11 protein-coding genes and 2 pseudogenes are annotated in these 15,792 nt (G+C 72.3%); 7 read left to right on the top strand and 6 right to left on the bottom strand.

Annotated elements, in window-relative coordinates:
- Nucleotides 1-5: 5 nt before the first annotated feature.
- Together AC2TDM_RS11310 and mprF are read right to left on the bottom strand one after the other, a co-directional pair.
- Nucleotides 6-899, bottom strand: coding sequence for a CE1 family esterase (locus tag AC2TDM_RS11310; protein ID WP_484634667.1), 894 nt, complete (start codon nucleotides 897-899; stop codon nucleotides 6-8).
- A 44-nt stretch (nucleotides 900-943) separates the two neighbouring features.
- Nucleotides 944-3,685 carry a bifunctional lysylphosphatidylglycerol flippase/synthetase MprF gene (gene mprF, locus AC2TDM_RS11305; RefSeq protein ID WP_484634666.1) on the bottom strand — a complete coding sequence of 914 codons (2,742 nt, stop codon included), beginning with the start codon at nucleotides 3,683-3,685 and terminating at the stop codon, nucleotides 944-946.
- Nucleotides 3,686-3,862: 177 nt separating this feature from the next.
- Between mprF and AC2TDM_RS11300 the strand changes: the two genes are divergently transcribed.
- Together AC2TDM_RS11300 and AC2TDM_RS11295 are read left to right on the top strand one after the other, a co-directional pair.
- The gene (locus tag AC2TDM_RS11300) at nucleotides 3,863-4,069 is read left to right on the top strand and encodes a hypothetical protein (RefSeq protein WP_484634665.1); all 207 of its coding nucleotides are present in this window, start codon (nucleotides 3,863-3,865) and stop codon (nucleotides 4,067-4,069) included.
- 50 nt (nucleotides 4,070-4,119) lie between these two features.
- On the top strand, nucleotides 4,120-4,647 hold the full coding sequence (locus AC2TDM_RS11295) for a phosphoribosyltransferase (RefSeq protein WP_484634664.1): 528 nt from the start codon (nucleotides 4,120-4,122) through the stop codon (nucleotides 4,645-4,647).
- Between the two features lie 24 nt (nucleotides 4,648-4,671).
- Here AC2TDM_RS11295 and AC2TDM_RS11290 read toward each other — a convergent pair whose 3' ends face one another.
- Both AC2TDM_RS11290 and AC2TDM_RS11285 read right to left on the bottom strand, forming a co-directional pair.
- A complete protein-coding gene (locus tag AC2TDM_RS11290) occupies nucleotides 4,672-5,448 on the bottom strand; it encodes an HAD hydrolase-like protein (protein ID WP_484634663.1) in 777 nt (258 codons plus the stop codon).
- Complete coding sequence (locus tag AC2TDM_RS11285; protein ID WP_484634662.1) at nucleotides 5,445-6,152, bottom strand: HAD hydrolase-like protein; 708 nt, start codon at nucleotides 6,150-6,152, stop codon at nucleotides 5,445-5,447. Before AC2TDM_RS11285 ends, AC2TDM_RS11290 begins: the two co-directional genes overlap by 4 nt.
- Before the next feature lie 462 nt (nucleotides 6,153-6,614).
- Here AC2TDM_RS11285 and AC2TDM_RS11280 point away from each other — a divergent pair, with 462 nt between their 5' ends.
- On the top strand, nucleotides 6,615-7,409 hold the full coding sequence (locus AC2TDM_RS11280; protein WP_484634661.1) for a hypothetical protein: 795 nt from the start codon (nucleotides 6,615-6,617) through the stop codon (nucleotides 7,407-7,409).
- On the opposite strand, the gene AC2TDM_RS11275 is transcribed toward AC2TDM_RS11280, so the two are convergent.
- The gene (locus tag AC2TDM_RS11275) at nucleotides 7,393-9,879 is read right to left on the bottom strand and encodes a hypothetical protein (protein WP_484634660.1); all 2,487 of its coding nucleotides are present in this window, start codon (nucleotides 9,877-9,879) and stop codon (nucleotides 7,393-7,395) included. The genes AC2TDM_RS11280 and AC2TDM_RS11275 overlap by 17 nt on opposite strands.
- 320 nt (nucleotides 9,880-10,199) lie before the next feature.
- On the opposite strand from AC2TDM_RS11275, the gene AC2TDM_RS11270 reads away from it, so the two are divergent.
- On the top strand, nucleotides 10,200-11,441 hold the full coding sequence (locus AC2TDM_RS11270) for an IS256 family transposase (protein WP_484634659.1): 1,242 nt from the start codon (nucleotides 10,200-10,202) through the stop codon (nucleotides 11,439-11,441).
- Nucleotides 11,442-11,509: 68 nt separating this feature from the next.
- Here the strand turns inward: AC2TDM_RS11270 and AC2TDM_RS11265 are convergent.
- Nucleotides 11,510-11,713 (bottom strand): annotated as a pseudogene (locus AC2TDM_RS11265) (IS30 family transposase); the annotation flags it as partial.
- 46 nt (nucleotides 11,714-11,759) lie between these two features.
- Between AC2TDM_RS11265 and AC2TDM_RS11260 the strand changes: the two are divergent.
- The 3 genes and pseudogenes from AC2TDM_RS11260 to AC2TDM_RS11250 all read left to right on the top strand — a co-directional run.
- Nucleotides 11,760-12,077: pseudogene (locus AC2TDM_RS11260) on the top strand (integrase core domain-containing protein); the annotation flags it as partial.
- A 93-nt stretch (nucleotides 12,078-12,170) separates the two neighbouring features.
- Nucleotides 12,171-13,133: an alpha-amylase family glycosyl hydrolase gene (locus AC2TDM_RS11255; protein ID WP_484634658.1), complete on the top strand. Its 963-nt coding sequence runs from the start codon at nucleotides 12,171-12,173 to the stop codon at nucleotides 13,131-13,133.
- Between the two features lie 106 nt (nucleotides 13,134-13,239).
- Nucleotides 13,240-15,591, top strand: a complete 2,352-nt coding sequence (locus AC2TDM_RS11250; RefSeq protein WP_484634657.1) for a carbohydrate-binding module family 20 domain-containing protein — start codon at nucleotides 13,240-13,242, stop codon at nucleotides 15,589-15,591.
- Nucleotides 15,592-15,792 lie beyond the last annotated feature (201 nt).

The following is a 15,792-nucleotide window of genomic DNA, read 5'->3' as shown; positions in this document are numbered from 1 at the left end:
CGCCGTCACCGTCCCGGTGGGCCCCCGACCCCGAGGACGCGCGCGACGAGCTCCGCGGTCGGGACGGTGCCCGTCCGACCGAGCCGTGCCGGCGCACGGGCCGGACCCGGCACGGTGTGCCCGCCGCCGTGCACGGTGCAGAGCACCACGGGCGGGTGCCCCTCCTGTGCCCAGGTCAGCAGCTCGGCGGTCGTCTCGCGGCGACGACCGCTGCCGGTGCCCGTGCCGGGCAGCGTCTCCGCCACCGGCGGTCCGGCCAGACCGTTGCGGTCCGCCAGGTACGCGGCCGTTGCCGGCGCCGACAGCGACGTGCCGTCGACGTGGAACACCCGCCGCGCCCACCACGGCACCCGCCCGCCGCGGTAGGGGACGACGCGGTCGGCCGTGCCGTGCACGAGCAGCACCGGCACGGGCCGCTCCGCCGGACCGACGGGCAGCAGGAAGTCCTCCGGCACCGGCATCGTCATCGCCACCACGGCGGCGCCCGCCAGCGGCTGGTCGCGCTCGTGCAGCAGCCGCAGCGCCATGAGCCCGCCGTTGGAGAACCCGACGGCCACGACCCGCCGCTGGTCCGTCCCGTGGCTGCCCGCGAGCCGGCCGACGACCGCGCGCACGAACGCCACGTCGTCGATCCCGTCCCGCCGGGCCGGGAACCAGCAGTCGCGCCGGGCGTCGTTCCAGTTGCCGCGGTAGCCGTCGAGGTAGGCGACGACGGCTCCGTCGCGCACCGCGAGCCCGTCGAGCGCGCCGCCGGTCGCCCGGCGCAGCCCCGCGCCGTCCTGGCGCGACCCGTGCAGCACGAGCACGAGGTCGCGCCCGGCCGGCCCGTCCGGCGCCCCCACGACGAGCGCCGTCCGCTCGAGCCCCCCGACCCGCACGGTCACGCGCTCGGGCCTCACGCCCTCAGGCACCACGCCCTCGGCAGCCCGACCGGGGGTCGGCGTCACGCGGCGCTGTCGGCCGGGACCTCGACGGCCGCCTCCGACCGCTGCGCGGGCACGACCGGCTCCGACGAGCGCGCCCGGCGCGCCCAGGCCCGCGTCCGTGCCCGGCTGCGGGCCGCCAGCCAGAGCCGGCGCACCACCGAGGCGTCGACGGTCCGCAGCCCTGCGGACATCCCGCGCACGCCCCCGCCGATGAGCGTCGCGACGTTGAGCATCGTCGTCGGGAACGCCGGCCCGGGCGGTGCGGCGACGTACCGCTCCTCCCAGCGGGGGTGGAAGCACTCCTTGAAGTGCCGCACCCCCTTGAAGTTGTAGAAGGCGTCGCCGTGCGTGAACACCAGGCGCCCGATGCGGTCCCAGAACGGCGCCGTGGCGTCGGTGCGCAGGCCCGACAGCGGTGCCATGCCCAGGCTGAAGGTCGGGTAGCCGCGCTCCTTCGCCCACAGCATGACCTCGAGGAACAGGTAGTTCATGACGTTGGGCACCTCGGTGCGCACCTGGCGCATGAGGTCGATCGCGACCTCGCCCTCCCCGTCGCCGACCCACAGGGTGGCGAACGCGACGACCCGGCCCTCGAGCCGCACCACGGCGACGGGGAACCGCACGACGTAGTCCTCGTCGAAGGGCCCGAGCGAGAACCGCTTCTCGGACGCCCGCCGACCGGCCAGCCACTCCTCGGAGACGGCCCGCAGCTCGGGCAGCAGGGCGGGGACGGCCTCGGCCGGGACGACCTCGACGGTGCAGCCGGCGCGCTCGTTGATGCTGCGCCAGCGCCGCATCTTCGCCCGGTCCCGGCCTTCGAGGCCGAAGGACCCCAGGTCGATGAGCGCCTCCTCGCCCAGCTTGCTCAGGCCGAGGCCGAGCTCGCGGTACGTGGGCGCCAGGGCGTCGCCGACGCCGTACAGCACCGGCCGCCCGTCGTGCCGCTCGGCCCGCTCGACGAAGGTCGTCAGCAGCTCCCGGAACTGCGCCGGGTCGCCGACGGGGTCGCCCATGCTGACCCAGCTGCGCCCCTCGACCTGGTACATGAGGAACGCGTCGCCACCCGCGCTGAACAGCAGGCGCTTGTCCCCGGTGAAGGCGAGGTGGGCGCTGGCGCGCCCGAACCGCCGGATGACGTCCGCGGCCCGCGCGAGGTCCTCCTCACCGCCGGTGGCGGGTCCGGGCACCACGGGTGCCAGCAGCCGGGCGCCGGCCAGCAGCAGCCCGACGAGCGCGACGAGCGCGACGAGGCGCGCCGACACCGGCTGGGAACCGCCGACGACGAGCCCCCACCACGATCCGTGGTCGTCGTCCGCGGGGTGCAGGGCGAGCCACGCGACCGCGGTGGTGGCGGTCCCGCCGGCCACCGCCGACCAGGTCCAGCCGCGGGAGTGGTGGAACACGTGGCTGCGGCGGCTGAACACCGGCGCCGCGGGGACCAGGAGGGCGAGCAGGCCGAGCGACACCAGCCCGGTCACGCGCGCGCCGACGAGAAGGCACACGGCGGTGAGCGCCACGAGCACGACCACGGTCCCGAGCCATGCCTCGTGCAGCCGACGACGGAGCCCGAGGGCGAGCAGCACCAGCCCCACGCCGAGCAGGCTCAGCGTCGGTCCGGAGTGCGCAGGCAGCCGGTCCACGAGGCCCGGGATCTCGCCGGTGACGACGAGCAGCGCGCCGGCGCCGGCCACGACCACGGCGAGCACCCAGGGCGTCAGCAGGCCGGTGCGCTGCACGAGCTCGGAGCGCGACGAGCCCGTCGTCTCGTCGCGCCCGCGGCGGGCCTCCAGGGTGACGAGCACGACCGCGGCGACGAGCAGCGGCAGCACGTAGTAGACGATCCGGAAGGCGACCAGCGCGGGTGCCAGCACGAGCGGGTCCACCGTGCCGGCCAGGAGCACCAGGAGGGTCGCCTCGAACACCCCGATGCCGCCGGGGACGTTGCTGAGCAGGCCGAGGAGCGTCGCGATCGCGAAGGCGGCGGCGAACGGCACGAACGCGACGTCCAGGCCGACGGGCAGCAGGAACCACAGCGCCGCCGCCATCGTCGCCACCTCGAGCGTCGAGAGCAGCACCTGCGAGACGGCCAGCGGCCGGGACGGCCTGTCGATGCGCCAGTCGCGCCACCGCACGGCCCGCCCACCGCGACGCGCCCAGCCCAAATAGCCGGCGACGGGCAGCAGCAGCCCCACCCCGAGCGCCGCGGCCACCACCGGCGCGACGCGGAGCGCCTCGCCGGTGCGGGCCGGCGCGGTGAGCATGCCCAGCGCCGACAGCACGGCGAAGCCCAGCCCCAGCGTCACGAGGTTGAAGCCGACGATCCGCGTGATGGCGAACGCCGGCACCTGCCACGCCGAGTACACGCGGGCCCGCAGCACGGCCCCCACCACGGCGGAGGCGCCCGTGGAGTTGCCGAAGGCGGTCGCGACGAACGAGGCGGCGGCGTAGCGGCGGTAGGGGAGCCGGTGCTCCACGTACCGCAGCGCCAGCGCGTCGTACCCCGTCATGGCGAGGTAGGACACCGCGGTCGCGACGACCGCCAGGACGAGCGCCGGCGCACCGAGGGCGGCGACGTCGTGGGGCAGCTGCGACCACCGGTACCCGTCGAGGGTGCGGTGCAGCTGGAGGATGGCCACGCCGAGCACGCCGGCCACGAGGACCGGGGCGAGCGCTCGGCGCAGTCGGCGCAGGCCCGTCCGCGGCCGGTGGCTGGAGGGCCCGTGGCCGGGGGGCGTCAGGGGTGCGGTGGTCGTCTCCATGGCACGGTGACCGATCGGCCGGACGGTCGACGTCGTGAACGAACGCGCGCTGCGGATCACCCGCCGCGGGCCTCGCCGGGGCCGGCGGACGAGTGGTCGTCGGCCCCGCCGGCCCCGCCTCCGCACGTCGTGCGCGACCATGGGGCGACCGGACGACGTCGTCACAGGAGGCCTCGCATGTCCGTCCCCGCCCTCTCCTCGAGCGCCCTCGCGCTCCAGCTCGTGCACGTCGCCTACGCCGCCACCGGCGAGCTGCCGACGCCCGGTCTGCCGGACGCCCCGGCACCGCTGTCACCGTCCCCCGCGCCGGCACCTGCGGCCACCCCCACGGATGCGCCGCGTCTCGACGACGCCGTCGGGCGGCACCTCGACGTCAGGGCCTGACGACGAGGTCGGCGCGGTCCGCCGCCGCGCAGCCCCCTAGGCTGGCCGCCATGGCGACGACCGAGGCCGGCCCGGGCCAGGCCCTGCCGGACGACCGCGAGGTCATGACCTACGAGGTCTTCGGCGAGGCGGCGCGCGCCATCGCGCAGGCCGTCGTCGACTCCGGCTACGACCCCGACATCGTCGTCGCCGTGGCGCGCGGCGGGCTCCCCGCGGGTGGCGCCGTCGCCTACGCGCTCGGCACCAAGGCCGTGGGCACCTTGAACGTCGAGTTCTACACCGGCGTCGACCAGCGCCTGCCCGATCCGGTGCTGCTCCCGCCGCTGCTCGACACGGCCGCGCTGAAGGGCCACCGCGCGCTCGTCGTCGACGACGTGGCCGACACGGGGGAGACCCTCGCCCTCGTGCGCGAGCTCATGGCGCAGCACTGCGACGAGGTGCGCACGGCGGTGCTCTACGCCAAGTCGCGGTCGGTCATCGACCCGGACTACGTCTGGAGGCGGACCGACCTGTGGATCACGTTCCCGTGGTCCGCCCTGCCGCCTGTCGAGCGATCCGCGCCGAGCAGCACCCCCTGACGCACCGGCGTCCCGGCCCGTCGCCTACAGCTCGTCGCCCAGCCCGAGCTGCCGCAGCACGGCCGCCGCCAGGTCGCGCGGCCCCCGCACGAGCCCGACCGCCCCCGCGTCGAGCAGCTCGTCGGCTGAGCCGTACCCGTACAGGACCCCGAGCGTCGCGATCCCGTGCGCCGCCGCACCCGCGACGTCGTGCTCGCGGTCGCCCACCATGACCACGTCCCGCGGGTCCGCCGTGCGCTCCGGGCCCAGCCAGGCCAAGGCCTCCGCGATGACCGACGCCTTGCTCCCGCTCTCGTCCAGGGGCGCCCCGAAGACGGCGTCCACGAGCCGGTCGAGCCCGAACTCCCGGCACACCGGCCGCGCCAGCACCTGCGGCTTGGACGTCGCGACGACGAGCACGACCCCCTCCATCCGCAGCCGCATGAGCGCCTCGACGACCCCGTCGTACACCTGGGTGCGCCACAGCCCCGTCCGTGCGAACTCCTCCTGGTAGTGCGTCACCGCCGCCTCGAGCAGCTCGGCGGGCACGCCGTGCGCGGGCATCGAGGTGGTGATGGGCGGCCCGACGAACCCGCGCAGCGCCGCGTCGTCCGGCACCGGCAGGCCGAGGGCCGCGTACGCCGCCCGCACCGACGCGACGATGCCCTCCACCGAGTCCATGAGCGTGCCGTCCAGGTCGAGCAGCGCGACGGGCCCCGGGGACAGGCCCTCCGGCGCGGGCGCGGTCACGAGGTCCGCGGCCATCGTCGCCGGCGTGATGCGCGGGTCGTCGGGGTACAGGGCGCTAGGGGAGGACGTCACGCGACGATCCTCCCCAACGCGCCGACGGCGGCGAGCACGGCGGGCGCCAGCTCGTCGACCGAGGCCAGCACGCGCTCGGCGCCGGCCGCCGCGAGCTCACCGGGCGGCGCGTATCCCCACCCCGCCCCCAGCGTGGCGATGCCGTGCGCCGCCGCGCCCACCACGTCGTGCCGTCGGTCACCGACCATCCGCGTCCGGGCGGGCCCCGGCACGCGACGCGGCCCCAGCGTCGCCAGCGCGCGCCCGACGACGGTCGCCTTGTCCGTCGGGTGGTCCTGGTCGAGGTCGCCGAACACCGCGTCGACGAGCGCGTCGACCCCGAAGCGCGCGCAGATCTCCTCCGCCCGGTCCTGGATCTTCGACGTCGCCACGGCCAGCGTCAGCCCGGCCGCCCGCAGCTCCGTCATTGCCTCGACGACGCCCGGGTAGAGCCGGTTCCGGTACTGCCCCACCTCGGCGTAGTGCGCCCGGTACAGCGCGATGCCCTCCGCGACGCGCGCCGCCGGCACGCCGTGCGCGAGCAGGTTCTCCGTCAGCGGCGGCCCGACGACGTCGGCCAGCTCCTCGTCGGACGCCACGGGCAGCCCCAGCGTCTCCAGCACGACCCGGTACGACCCGACGATGCCGGGCCCGGACTCCGTCAGCGTGCCGTCGAGGTCGAGCAGGACGAGCGGGGCAGGACCGTCGGAGCCGGGTGCGCGCACACCTGAGTGTCGCCGGGTGCGCACGAGCTCACATCCCCAGGGCTGTGAGCCGACGGCGCCGTGGTCACGGGCATACGACCTCGGGACGGCAGTAGGGCGGTCTGGTGAGGGGCGTGCTCGCTGTGGAGGCCTGACGCGAGAGCGTCCCGACCTACGTCGTGGACGGCGACGGGGACACCGCGCGCCGCATCATCGAGCAGGTCGTGGAGAACGACCACCGCCGCGCCCTGGGCGAACCGGACCGCCTGGCCGCGTTCCAGCAGTCGTCCCTGCTGGGCGTCTCGGCCGCGCAGATCGCCAAGCGCACCGGCACCCGGCGCGAGCGCGTCAACGACGCCCTGACCGTGGCCGCATCGCCCATCGCGTCCGCCGTGGTCGCCAAGTACGACCTGACCCTGGACCAGGCCGCCGTGATCGCCGACTTCGACGGCGACGACGAGGCCGTCAAGGCCGACGACCGCCGTGCAGGAGCCGGGCAAGTTCGAGCACCTGGCCCAGCGGCTGCGCGACCAGCGCGCCGAGGCCCAGGCCGTCGCCGCCCGGGCCGCCACCTGGGCCGAGAACGGGTACGCCGTGATCGACCAGCCCGAGTACGGGTCCACCAGCCCCGTACGGCGGCTGGACCGCCTCGCCACCCTCGTCGAGGACGAGCGCAACGTCCTCACGCCCGAGACGCACGCGACCTGCCCGGGCCGCGCGGTCTACATCCTGGGCACCGCGTGGAACCGCGAGGAGCCGGAGGCCGTCGAGGTCTGCACCGACCCCGCCGCCCACGGGCACGTCTCGCGCTACGCCGAGCCGGTGGCCGCCCCGGCGAAGGCCAGCGGCCCGATGAGCGAGGCGCAGAAGGCCGAGCGGCGGACCCTGATCGCCAACAACAAGGACTGGCGCTCGGCCGAGACCGTGCGCCGGGCCTGGCTGGCCACGTTCGCGGCCCGCAAGACCGCGCCGAAGGACGCCCCGGCGTTCCTGGCCGCGCGGCTGCTGGACGCCACCACCCATCTGGACAGGGCCCGCAACAGCGGCAACGAGACCGACACCAGCACCAACACCTGGCGCAACCCCTCCGGCCGACCTTCGAGGGACGCATCAACCCCTCGAGCATCTAGAGAACGCCGGGCCCCGCCCACCGTTCATCTGACACTCCCGTCCCCGCCATCATCGGTGTCGCCCTCATCCTGCGCGGCTTCGTGCTGCTGCGCCGTCACCGCTGAAGTCGGAGAGGAAGCGCGGCGCCTGCTTACCAGGAGTTCATGATGTGGGGGATGTTGATTGCTGGCCGTCCCCCGTCGGCGCGGCCGAGGGCGAGGGGGCGATCGAGGAGGACCTCCAGGGGGACGTCGTCCTCGACCCAGCGGGTGACTTGAACGTCGGCGACGGTGCCGGCTTCTAGCTGTCGCACGCGGTTGAAGGCGAAGACCTCCACGCGCTGGGGGCGCCAGTCCGAGGCGAGCCATCCGCCGACGGCGGTGGCGATCTCGTTGCGGGACGTTTGGGTGCCCGCGCCGTAGATGGACGCGAACTCGTCTCTGATCCTGCGGCGGCGGGCGTGGCTTTCCTGGTCGCTTTCCCACATCTGCAACGCGATGATCAGACCGGAGCCGCGCGGGATGCGCAGGGTCTGGCGGTCGTTGATGGGGTAGGACCCGTCGCCGCCGGGGCCGCCGTCTTCTGCCACTGAGAACGGTCCGAACAGCCACTTGATGCGGGGGTCCTGGGGCCCGCCGGGCGCGGGTTGGACGCCGGGTGCGTCGACGACCCCGACGACGAATGGCTCGTCGGAGGCTGACCATTCGGCGCTGAGGGAGCGGCAGTGCAGGCGGTACAGGTGGACGGACACTTCGAGGTCGCCGTCGGCGAGTGCGGTGACGGTGAGGCGGCCGTCGATGGCGAAGCGGCCTTCTTGGAACTGGGTCCCGTTGAAGGTCCAGGTCGCCAGCCACGGGGGCCTGTCGTGTGCGGGTGGTTGGGCCATGGCTGACAGCTGTTTCCAGGTCCAGTGCTTGGTGTCCTGGCCGATGGGGTTGGCGTCGGCGCCGTACAGCGAGCGGATGAAGTCGACGACCCCGCTGGCGATGGCACCGATGGCGTCGACCATGCCTTCCAGGAGGGCGCCGATGACGTCCAGGACGTTTGTCGACTCCACGGCAAGCGTCAGGCGTTCTGGTCGCTGGTCGAACGGGCCGATGACGTAGGCGGTGCGGGCGCCGGAGGAGAAGTCGTCGTACTCGGTGATGATGTTCTCCAGCCCTGAGGTGGGCTGTCCGGGTTCGGTGCGGTGGTCCAGCAGCACCTTGTTCTCCTGGCGGTCGTCGACCCAGGCCCAGACCTGGGCGTCGGTACCTGCCAGCCCGACGTCGGCGGTGGTGATCTCCAGGCGCAGGTACCACGTCCCGAGCTGGTCGTAGCTGCCGGCCGGGTCGGGTCCGGCGGTGAGGAAGCGGAACACCTGCAGGTCTGTGGCCTCGTACTCGTGCTCTTCGGCGGCTGCACCGCCGGCCAGGGCTGCGACGACGTCACCGGCGGTGCCGGTCCAGGGTGGGGGCGTGATGAGCTCGCCGCGCGGTTGGGTGCGTACGCGATGCCAGAAGCCGGTGCGGTGTCCGCGCTCGGCGGCGATGGAGTCGAAGGTCGGCGCGAGCCGGTTCAGCTCCTCGAGCCATTGCTGGGAGTGCCGGACGGCCAGCCGTCGGGCAAGGTCGAAGGCCTCATCGCCGGTGATCTGGGTGTGGATGCCGCGTTCACGGACCCCGTAGGCGGCCTGCCACTGCGAGTCGAGGTTGATGCCGGGCAGGTAGTACCCCACGGAGGCCGGCACGGGACTGTCCCAGGCGAGGTTGGGGTTGCGGCCCTCCTGACGGCAGATGTCCCAGCGGCGTGTCATCGTGGAGTTCGCCCATGGTGAGGGCAGGGCTGTGACGAGGTCGAACAACCAGTCGGGGAGCAGGTCGTAGACCAGGCAGTCCAGGCCGATGCTGCCGTGCTCCTTCTGCCCGAGGTGTGGTTGCGACTCGTAGGTGCCGGTGGACAGGTCCAGTGGGGCGGCGGCCAGGCGTCGGTGCAGCGCGCGCCGGCGGCGGGCGACGGATCCGAGGTCCCACCGGGTGGCCTCGGGTTCGGCACCTAGGACGAACGCGTGCAGGTCGACCCAGGTGGCCGGCTTGCCGTCCCTGGCCATCTGCAGGACCGTTCCTGGCTGCGCGTTGACCAGGGTGCTGGTGCGGTCCGGGTCGTCGATCCACGTGGAGTGGGAGTAGAAGTCCTGGATCGCGTGCAGTCCGACGCCGACGGCCAGGCGTGCTGATTCCACGCGGTCGCGCTCGGCGGCCCACACGACAGCAGCGACCGTCCCGGCGAGCACCCGCTGGAAGACTTCGCGCACCCGCCAGGTCGCGTGCAGGTCATCGAAGTGCAGCCGCAGCAGTGCCGGTCTGGCCATGACGGCGGAGAAGAACCGGTCGGGGCCGCCGGCGGCCCACCAGAACGGGTTGTACAGGTAGGAGTCGAGGAAGTCGGCGTACCACGCCAGCCCGGCTGCCGCGGAGCTGGTGTGCGGGCGTGGTGTTCGGCCGCCGTCGTCCCAGCCCGCGGCCGTGGCGGCTTCGAGGGTGATCAGCTGGTGGTACCAGCCCTGGGCTGTTGCAGGGTCCGCGTCCTCGGGTGAGTCCCCGCCGCGGACCGGGTCTTCAGAGCCGAAGCGCGGGATGAGCGCGTTGGCTGCCGCCAAGGCCGCGACGGTGGTGAGAGCGAGTGCACGTGACATCACGTCTCCAGCCCACGGGTGGGACGCCAGCACCACGAACCGGGTGGCGGCGGCCCGTCCGAGGCGCCTGGACCGCCGGAACATGTTCCCGCGAGGGCCAGGTGGTGTGCAACGACTATTTGTCACCGCCACGCGGCGAGGCAAGCCGGTGCGGAGCACTGGAGGTAGTTGAGTCCCGGATAGTGGTGTAGCGCTGGGGCCGGTGGTCGTCGTAGACGACGACGCGGTCACCGCGTGATCCTTCGAGTGAACCTCTCACAGCACCCTCGAACGGAGTCATCACGATGACCGCACCTCGCATTGTCGACCCTGCCGCTGTCCTGGGCCAGGCCCTGTCCGACGCGTCGCCGGACCTGATGCGTCACCTGCTCGCCACGGTGATCAACTCCCTGCTGTCCGCGGAGGCCGACGCGGTCTGCGGCGCCGAGTGGGGCCAGCCCTCGCCCGAGCGCGTCAGTCAGCGCAACGGCTACCGGCACCGGGACCTGGACACCCGGGTCGGCACGATCGACGTGGCGATCCCCAAGCTGCGCACCGGGTCCTACTTCCCCGAGTGGCTGCTCGAGCGGCGCAAGCGAGCCGAGGCCGCGCTGATCAGCGTCGTGGCGACCTGCTACCTGCTCGGGGTGAGCACCCGGCGGATGGACAAGCTCGTGCAGTCCCTGGGCATCACGAGCCTGAGCAAGTCGCAGGTCTCGCGGATGGTTACCGACCTGGACGCCCAGGTCGAGGCGTTCCGAACCCGGTCCCTGGCCGAGGCCGGGCCGTTCACGTTCGTCGCCGCCGACGCGTTGACGATGAAGGTCCGCGAGGCCGGACGTGTGATCAACGCCGTGGTCCTGGTCGCCACCGGCGTCAACGGCGACGGGCACCGGGAGGTCCTGGGCTGCAAGGTCACCACCAGCGAGACAAAAGAGGCGTGGAACGCGTTCTTCGCCGACCTGGTCGCCCGCGGCCTGGCCGGAGTCCGGCTGGTGACCTCCGACGCCCACGCCGGCCTGGTCGAGGCGATCGCCGCGAACCTGCCCGGGGCGTCCTGGCAGCGCTGCCGCACCCACTACGCCGCGAACCTCATGAGCGTGACCCCGAAGAGCTCGTGGCCGGCGGTCAAGGCGATGCTGCACTCGGTCTACGACCAGCCCGACGCGGCCTCGGTCCGCGCCCAGTTCGACAAGCTCCTGGACTCCGTCGCCGGCCCGCTGCCGGCCATCGCCGAGCACCTCGACGCCGCCCGCGCGGACCTGCTCGCTTTCACCGACTTCCCGCGAGAGATCTGGCGTCAGCTGTGGTCGAACAATCCGAACGAGCGGCTGAACAAGGAGATCCGCCGCCGCACCGATGTCGTGGGGATCTTCCCCGACCGGGACTCCGTTATCCGCCTGGTCGGCGCCGTCCTGGCCGAGCAGCACGACGAGTGGGCCGAAGGTCGCCGCTATTTCGCCCTCGACGTCCTGCACCGCGCCCGCCTCAACCTGATCACCACCGACCCTGAGGAGGTCGACCAGCCCCTGGCGCTCACCGCCTGATCAGAAGAAGGTCACGAAGCGCTACACCACGTCCAGGGACTTGACCAGGACACCCCGAGACTGATCGACGGCATGCCACCACGCTCACGGAACCACCGAGAGCCCACCGGCCCCGACACGCCGACCGCGACGCCGGCGTCCTCGCTGCTCGCCCCCTCGGCGATCTTCCGCCAGAACGCGCGCTCAAGGTCTCGACGGATCGGCGGCCGTCCCGGCGACCGCATCGCCGGCCGCCCCGTACGCGTCACCAACCACCGAGGCTGACCTTCCATCAACACCTCCACCATCGGGGTGTTGCTTCCACCGGTTGAACCTGGGCAATTCACGTCCTTGCGCTACGGCGACCGCCTTGCCGAGATCGGCGCTGTGCCCTCAATCGGGACCGTGGGCGACAGCTACGACAACGCCCTGGCCGAGACCGTCAACGGCTACTACAAGGCCGAGCTGATCCGCGGGCCGGCCCGCACCGAGCCCTGGCGATCCGTCGAGGACGTCGAGCTGGCGACCCTGGGGTGGGTGCACTGGCACAACACCACGCGCCTGCACGGCTACCTCGGCGACATCCCGCCCACCGAGTACGAAGCCGCGTTCTACGCTGCACCCGGGACCGACCAGCACCTGGTCGAAATCCCATAGCCCGAGCCTCCATCAGACCCAGGGCGGTTCACGGATTGGGATCACGAGCAGTCTCTGCTGGATGGGAGCGGCCCGGACGGCGAGCGGCCCCCGATGTGGGACCAGGACGGCGTCCACGAGATCTACCGTTCCTGGCGCCGTCTGCTCGACAGCTACGAGGGCGAGCGGATGATGGTGGCCGAAGCGTGGGTAGCGCCCGCCGAGCGCTTGTCCCGCTACGTTCGCCAGGACGAGATGCACCAGGCGTTCAACTTCGACTTCCTCGGCGCTCAGTGGAGGGCCGATGACCTTCGGCAGTCCATCCGCTCCTCGCTGGCCGCGGGCGCGGCCGTCGGGGCGCCGGCAACCTGGGTCCTGAGCAACCACGATGTCCTACGCCACACGACACGGCTGGCGCTGCCGTTGGACACCACGTGGCCCAACGGCATCAGGGCGACCGATCCGCAACCCGATCAAGACCTAGGGCTGCGCCGCGCGCGCGCCGCTTCGATGATCATGCTCGCGCTGCCTGGCTCTAGCTACCTCTACCAGGGCGAGGAGCTCGGCCTGCCTGAGCACACAGCCCTACCCGATGAGGTCCGCCAGGACCCCGCGTGGTTTCGCCACGGCGGCACCGAGGCCGGCCGGGACGGCTGCCGTGTGCCCATGCCCTGGGAAGCCGCAGCCCCGGGCTACGGGTTCAGCCCGACGGGCACGACGTGGCTGCCCCAGCCGGATTCCTACCGCCGGCTAGCGGTGGACGCGCAGTCCAAGCACGTGTCCTCGACCCTCGAGCTCTACCGGAGCGCCCTCCGGAACCGACGCGAGGCCGGACTGGGCGAGGGGACGCTCCGCTGGGACGGCGGTGGTGACGATCGGGTGCTGGTCTTCACGAACTGCGGCCGCCGCGCCGCGGTCTCCGTGTTGGTCAACTTCGGTGTCGAGGCGGTGCCGCTGCCGACCGGCGCGGACGTGCTCCTCTCAAGCGGTCCCCTAGATCAGGCTGGGCGTGTCCCGGAGAGCGTCGCGGTCTGGTTCGTCACGACCCCAGACCCGGATGCACCGCGGGGTCACTGACACGCCGCGGGCGGCAACTTGTTGCAAGACTGCCTGCAACAACCTTGTATCTTGCGCAACGCCAGGTACGCTGAGTGCCTCTTTCCCCCACAGAAGGGCGTCGACGATGACGACAACCACGGCGCGCTCCGCTGCGCGTCGGGCCGGGACCTCGGTCCTCGCGCTCGCACTGGCTACAGCAGCACTTCTCGGGGCTCAGGCCGCCGCCCCTCCCACCGCCGCAGCGACCCCTCCGGGTAGCAAGCCGGTCACCGTCCAGCTCTTCGAGTGGAAGTGGACCGACGTCGCTAAGGAGTGCGAGACGGTCCTCGGTCCGCAGGGCTTCGGCGGTGTCCAGATCTCGCCCCCGCAGGAGCACATCGTCCTGCCCGGGCAGGGCTACCCGTGGTGGCAGAAGTACCAGCCCATCAGCTACAAGATCGAGGGGCGCAGCGGCAACCGCGCCCAGTTCACCGACATGGTCAACCGGTGCAACGCCGCTGGCGTGAAGATCTACGCCGACGTCGTCATCAATCACATGGCAGGCATCGGCCAGTCCGGCACCGGCAGCGCTGGGAGCCCCTTCAGCGATTACAGCTTCCCCGCAGTGCCCTTCGGACCGGGCGACTTCAACGACTGCAAGCGCTCGATCTCCAACTGGAGCAACCGCGAGGAGATCCGGAACTGCAACCTCCTGGCCCTGGCGGACCTGGAGACCAGCTCGGAGTACGTCCGCACCAAGATCGCCGACTACCTGAACGACCTCCTCGCCATCGGCGTCGCCGGCTTCCGGGTGGACGCTGCGAAGCACGTCCCGGTCGCCGACTTCCAGGCGATCTACAGCAAGCTCACCAAGCCCTACTACGTCTACCACGAGGTCTACAGCCAGCCTGGCGACGTCATCCCCTCGAGCGAGTACGCCACCCTCGGCGACGCCGGGGAGTTCGCCTTCGGCCCCCGCGTCGGCAACGCCGTGAAGGACGGCAACCTCGCCTCGCTGCAGGGCATCGGCGCCGACTCGAGCTGGATGCCGTCCGACAGGGCGAAGACCTGGATCGACAACCACGACACCCAGCGCGACGGCAGCGCCTCCCTCACCTACAAGAACGGGCCGGAGCTCTACGACCTGGCCAACGCGTTCATGCTCGCCCACCCCTACGGCAGCCCTGTGCTCATGTCGAGCTACCGCTTCGACAACAAGGAGGCAGGCCCGCCCAGCAACGGGGGAAACACCACCAAGGACGTCGACTGCTCCAGCGGTGAGTGGATCTGCGAGCACCGGCGGCCGACGATCGCCGGGATGGTCGGCTTCCGCAACTCGGCGGGTAGCGCCTCGCTGCAGAATTGGTGGACGAACGGTGGCGATCAGATCGCGTTCAGCCGTGGTGACAAGGCGTTCGCCGCGTTCAACCGCGGCAGCTCCACCCTGCAGCGGACATTCGCCACCGGCTTGCCCGACGGCACCTACTGCAACGTCTACGGCGGCGGCGTCAGCGGCACCACCTGCAGCGCCGGTGCCGTGACCGTCTCGGCCGGCCAGGCCGCGATCAGTGTCCGCGCGGGCCAGGCCGTCGCTCTGCACGTCGGCGCGAAGCTTCCTCCGTCCTGCACGACGAACTGCCCGCTGACCGCGAACGCCGGCCCGGATCAGTCCGTGTCGACGGGCTCCACCGTGACCTTCGACGGCACGACCTCCTCCGGGTCAATCTCCTCCTACGCCTGGACCGGTGAGGGCTTCAGCCTGACCGGGGCGCGGCCGACACGGGCGTTCTCCGCGCCCGGCAGCTACCCCGTGACGCTCACCGTCACGGCTGCTGATGGCAGAACCTCTACCGACACCGTCGTGATCGATGTCAGGGATCGCGATGCCGGCGTGGCGGTCAACGTCACGGCCACCACCGTCGTCGGGCAGACCGTCAGGATCGTGGGCAACGTCCCGGCTCTGGGCGGATGGAACGCCGCGAGCGGCCGGGCACTGACCACCACCGCAGCGACCTACCCGGGGTGGACGGGGCAGGTGACCGGCCTCGCTCCGGGCACCACCTTCGAGTACAAGTACGTGAAGGTCGACTCTGCTGGTGCGGTGCTCTGGGAGAGCGGCGCCAACCGGATCGCCACCGTCTCAGCGGCGGGCACCCTCACCCTGAGCGACGCGTTCCGGGGTGACCCCCCCGTCGCCAGCACGCAGGCGGTGAACTTCGCGGTCAACGCCACCACGTCCTACGGACAGAACGTGTACCTCGTCGGCAGCACCCCAGAGCTGGGGTCCTGGGACCCCGCGAAGGCGGTCGCGCTGTCCTCGGCGAGCTACCCGAACTGGCGGACGGCCGCGGCGGTGAACCTCCCGGCGAACACGCGTTTCGAGTACAAGTTCGTCAAGAAGAACCCGAACGGCACCTTCACGTGGGAGACCGGCTCCAACCGCTTCTACACCACGGGCGCCTCGGGCTCGGTGAGCCTCAGCGACACCTGGCGCTGAGACAAGCAGTAGCGGTGGCTCGGCGCGGATGGATCGCGCCGGGCCACTGCCGCGCCTGGCAGAGGCGAGGGCGACGCCTTTGAGCCTCGACACCCGATCGGTCGCTTGGTGCTGCCCTCCCGCGACGCCACCTCGAGCGGCTTGCCTCGTCCACCGAGGTCATCAAGCCGCGGCGGCAGGTACCGCTGCACTCCGTAGGAG

Source organism: Cellulomonas sp. plas2, assembly GCF_057221735.1.
The sequence above is the reverse complement of the archived record's forward strand: the minus strand, read 5'-3'. Positions and strand labels throughout refer to the sequence as shown.

Excerpts from the sequence above, each read along its gene's own strand:
- AC2TDM_RS11250 (WP_484634657.1), top strand. The coding sequence starts at position 13,240 with ATGACGACAACCACGGCGCGCTCCGCTGCGCGTCGGGCCGGGACCTCG.
- mprF (WP_484634666.1), bottom strand. The coding sequence starts at position 3,685 with ATGGAGACGACCACCGCACCCCTGACGCCCCCCGGCCACGGGCCCTCC.
- AC2TDM_RS11255 (WP_484634658.1), top strand. The coding sequence starts at position 12,171 with ATGTGGGACCAGGACGGCGTCCACGAGATCTACCGTTCCTGGCGCCGT.
- AC2TDM_RS11300 (WP_484634665.1), top strand. The coding sequence starts at position 3,863 with ATGTCCGTCCCCGCCCTCTCCTCGAGCGCCCTCGCGCTCCAGCTCGTG.
- AC2TDM_RS11295 (WP_484634664.1), top strand. The coding sequence starts at position 4,120 with ATGGCGACGACCGAGGCCGGCCCGGGCCAGGCCCTGCCGGACGACCGC.
- AC2TDM_RS11270 (WP_484634659.1), top strand. The coding sequence starts at position 10,200 with ATGACCGCACCTCGCATTGTCGACCCTGCCGCTGTCCTGGGCCAGGCC.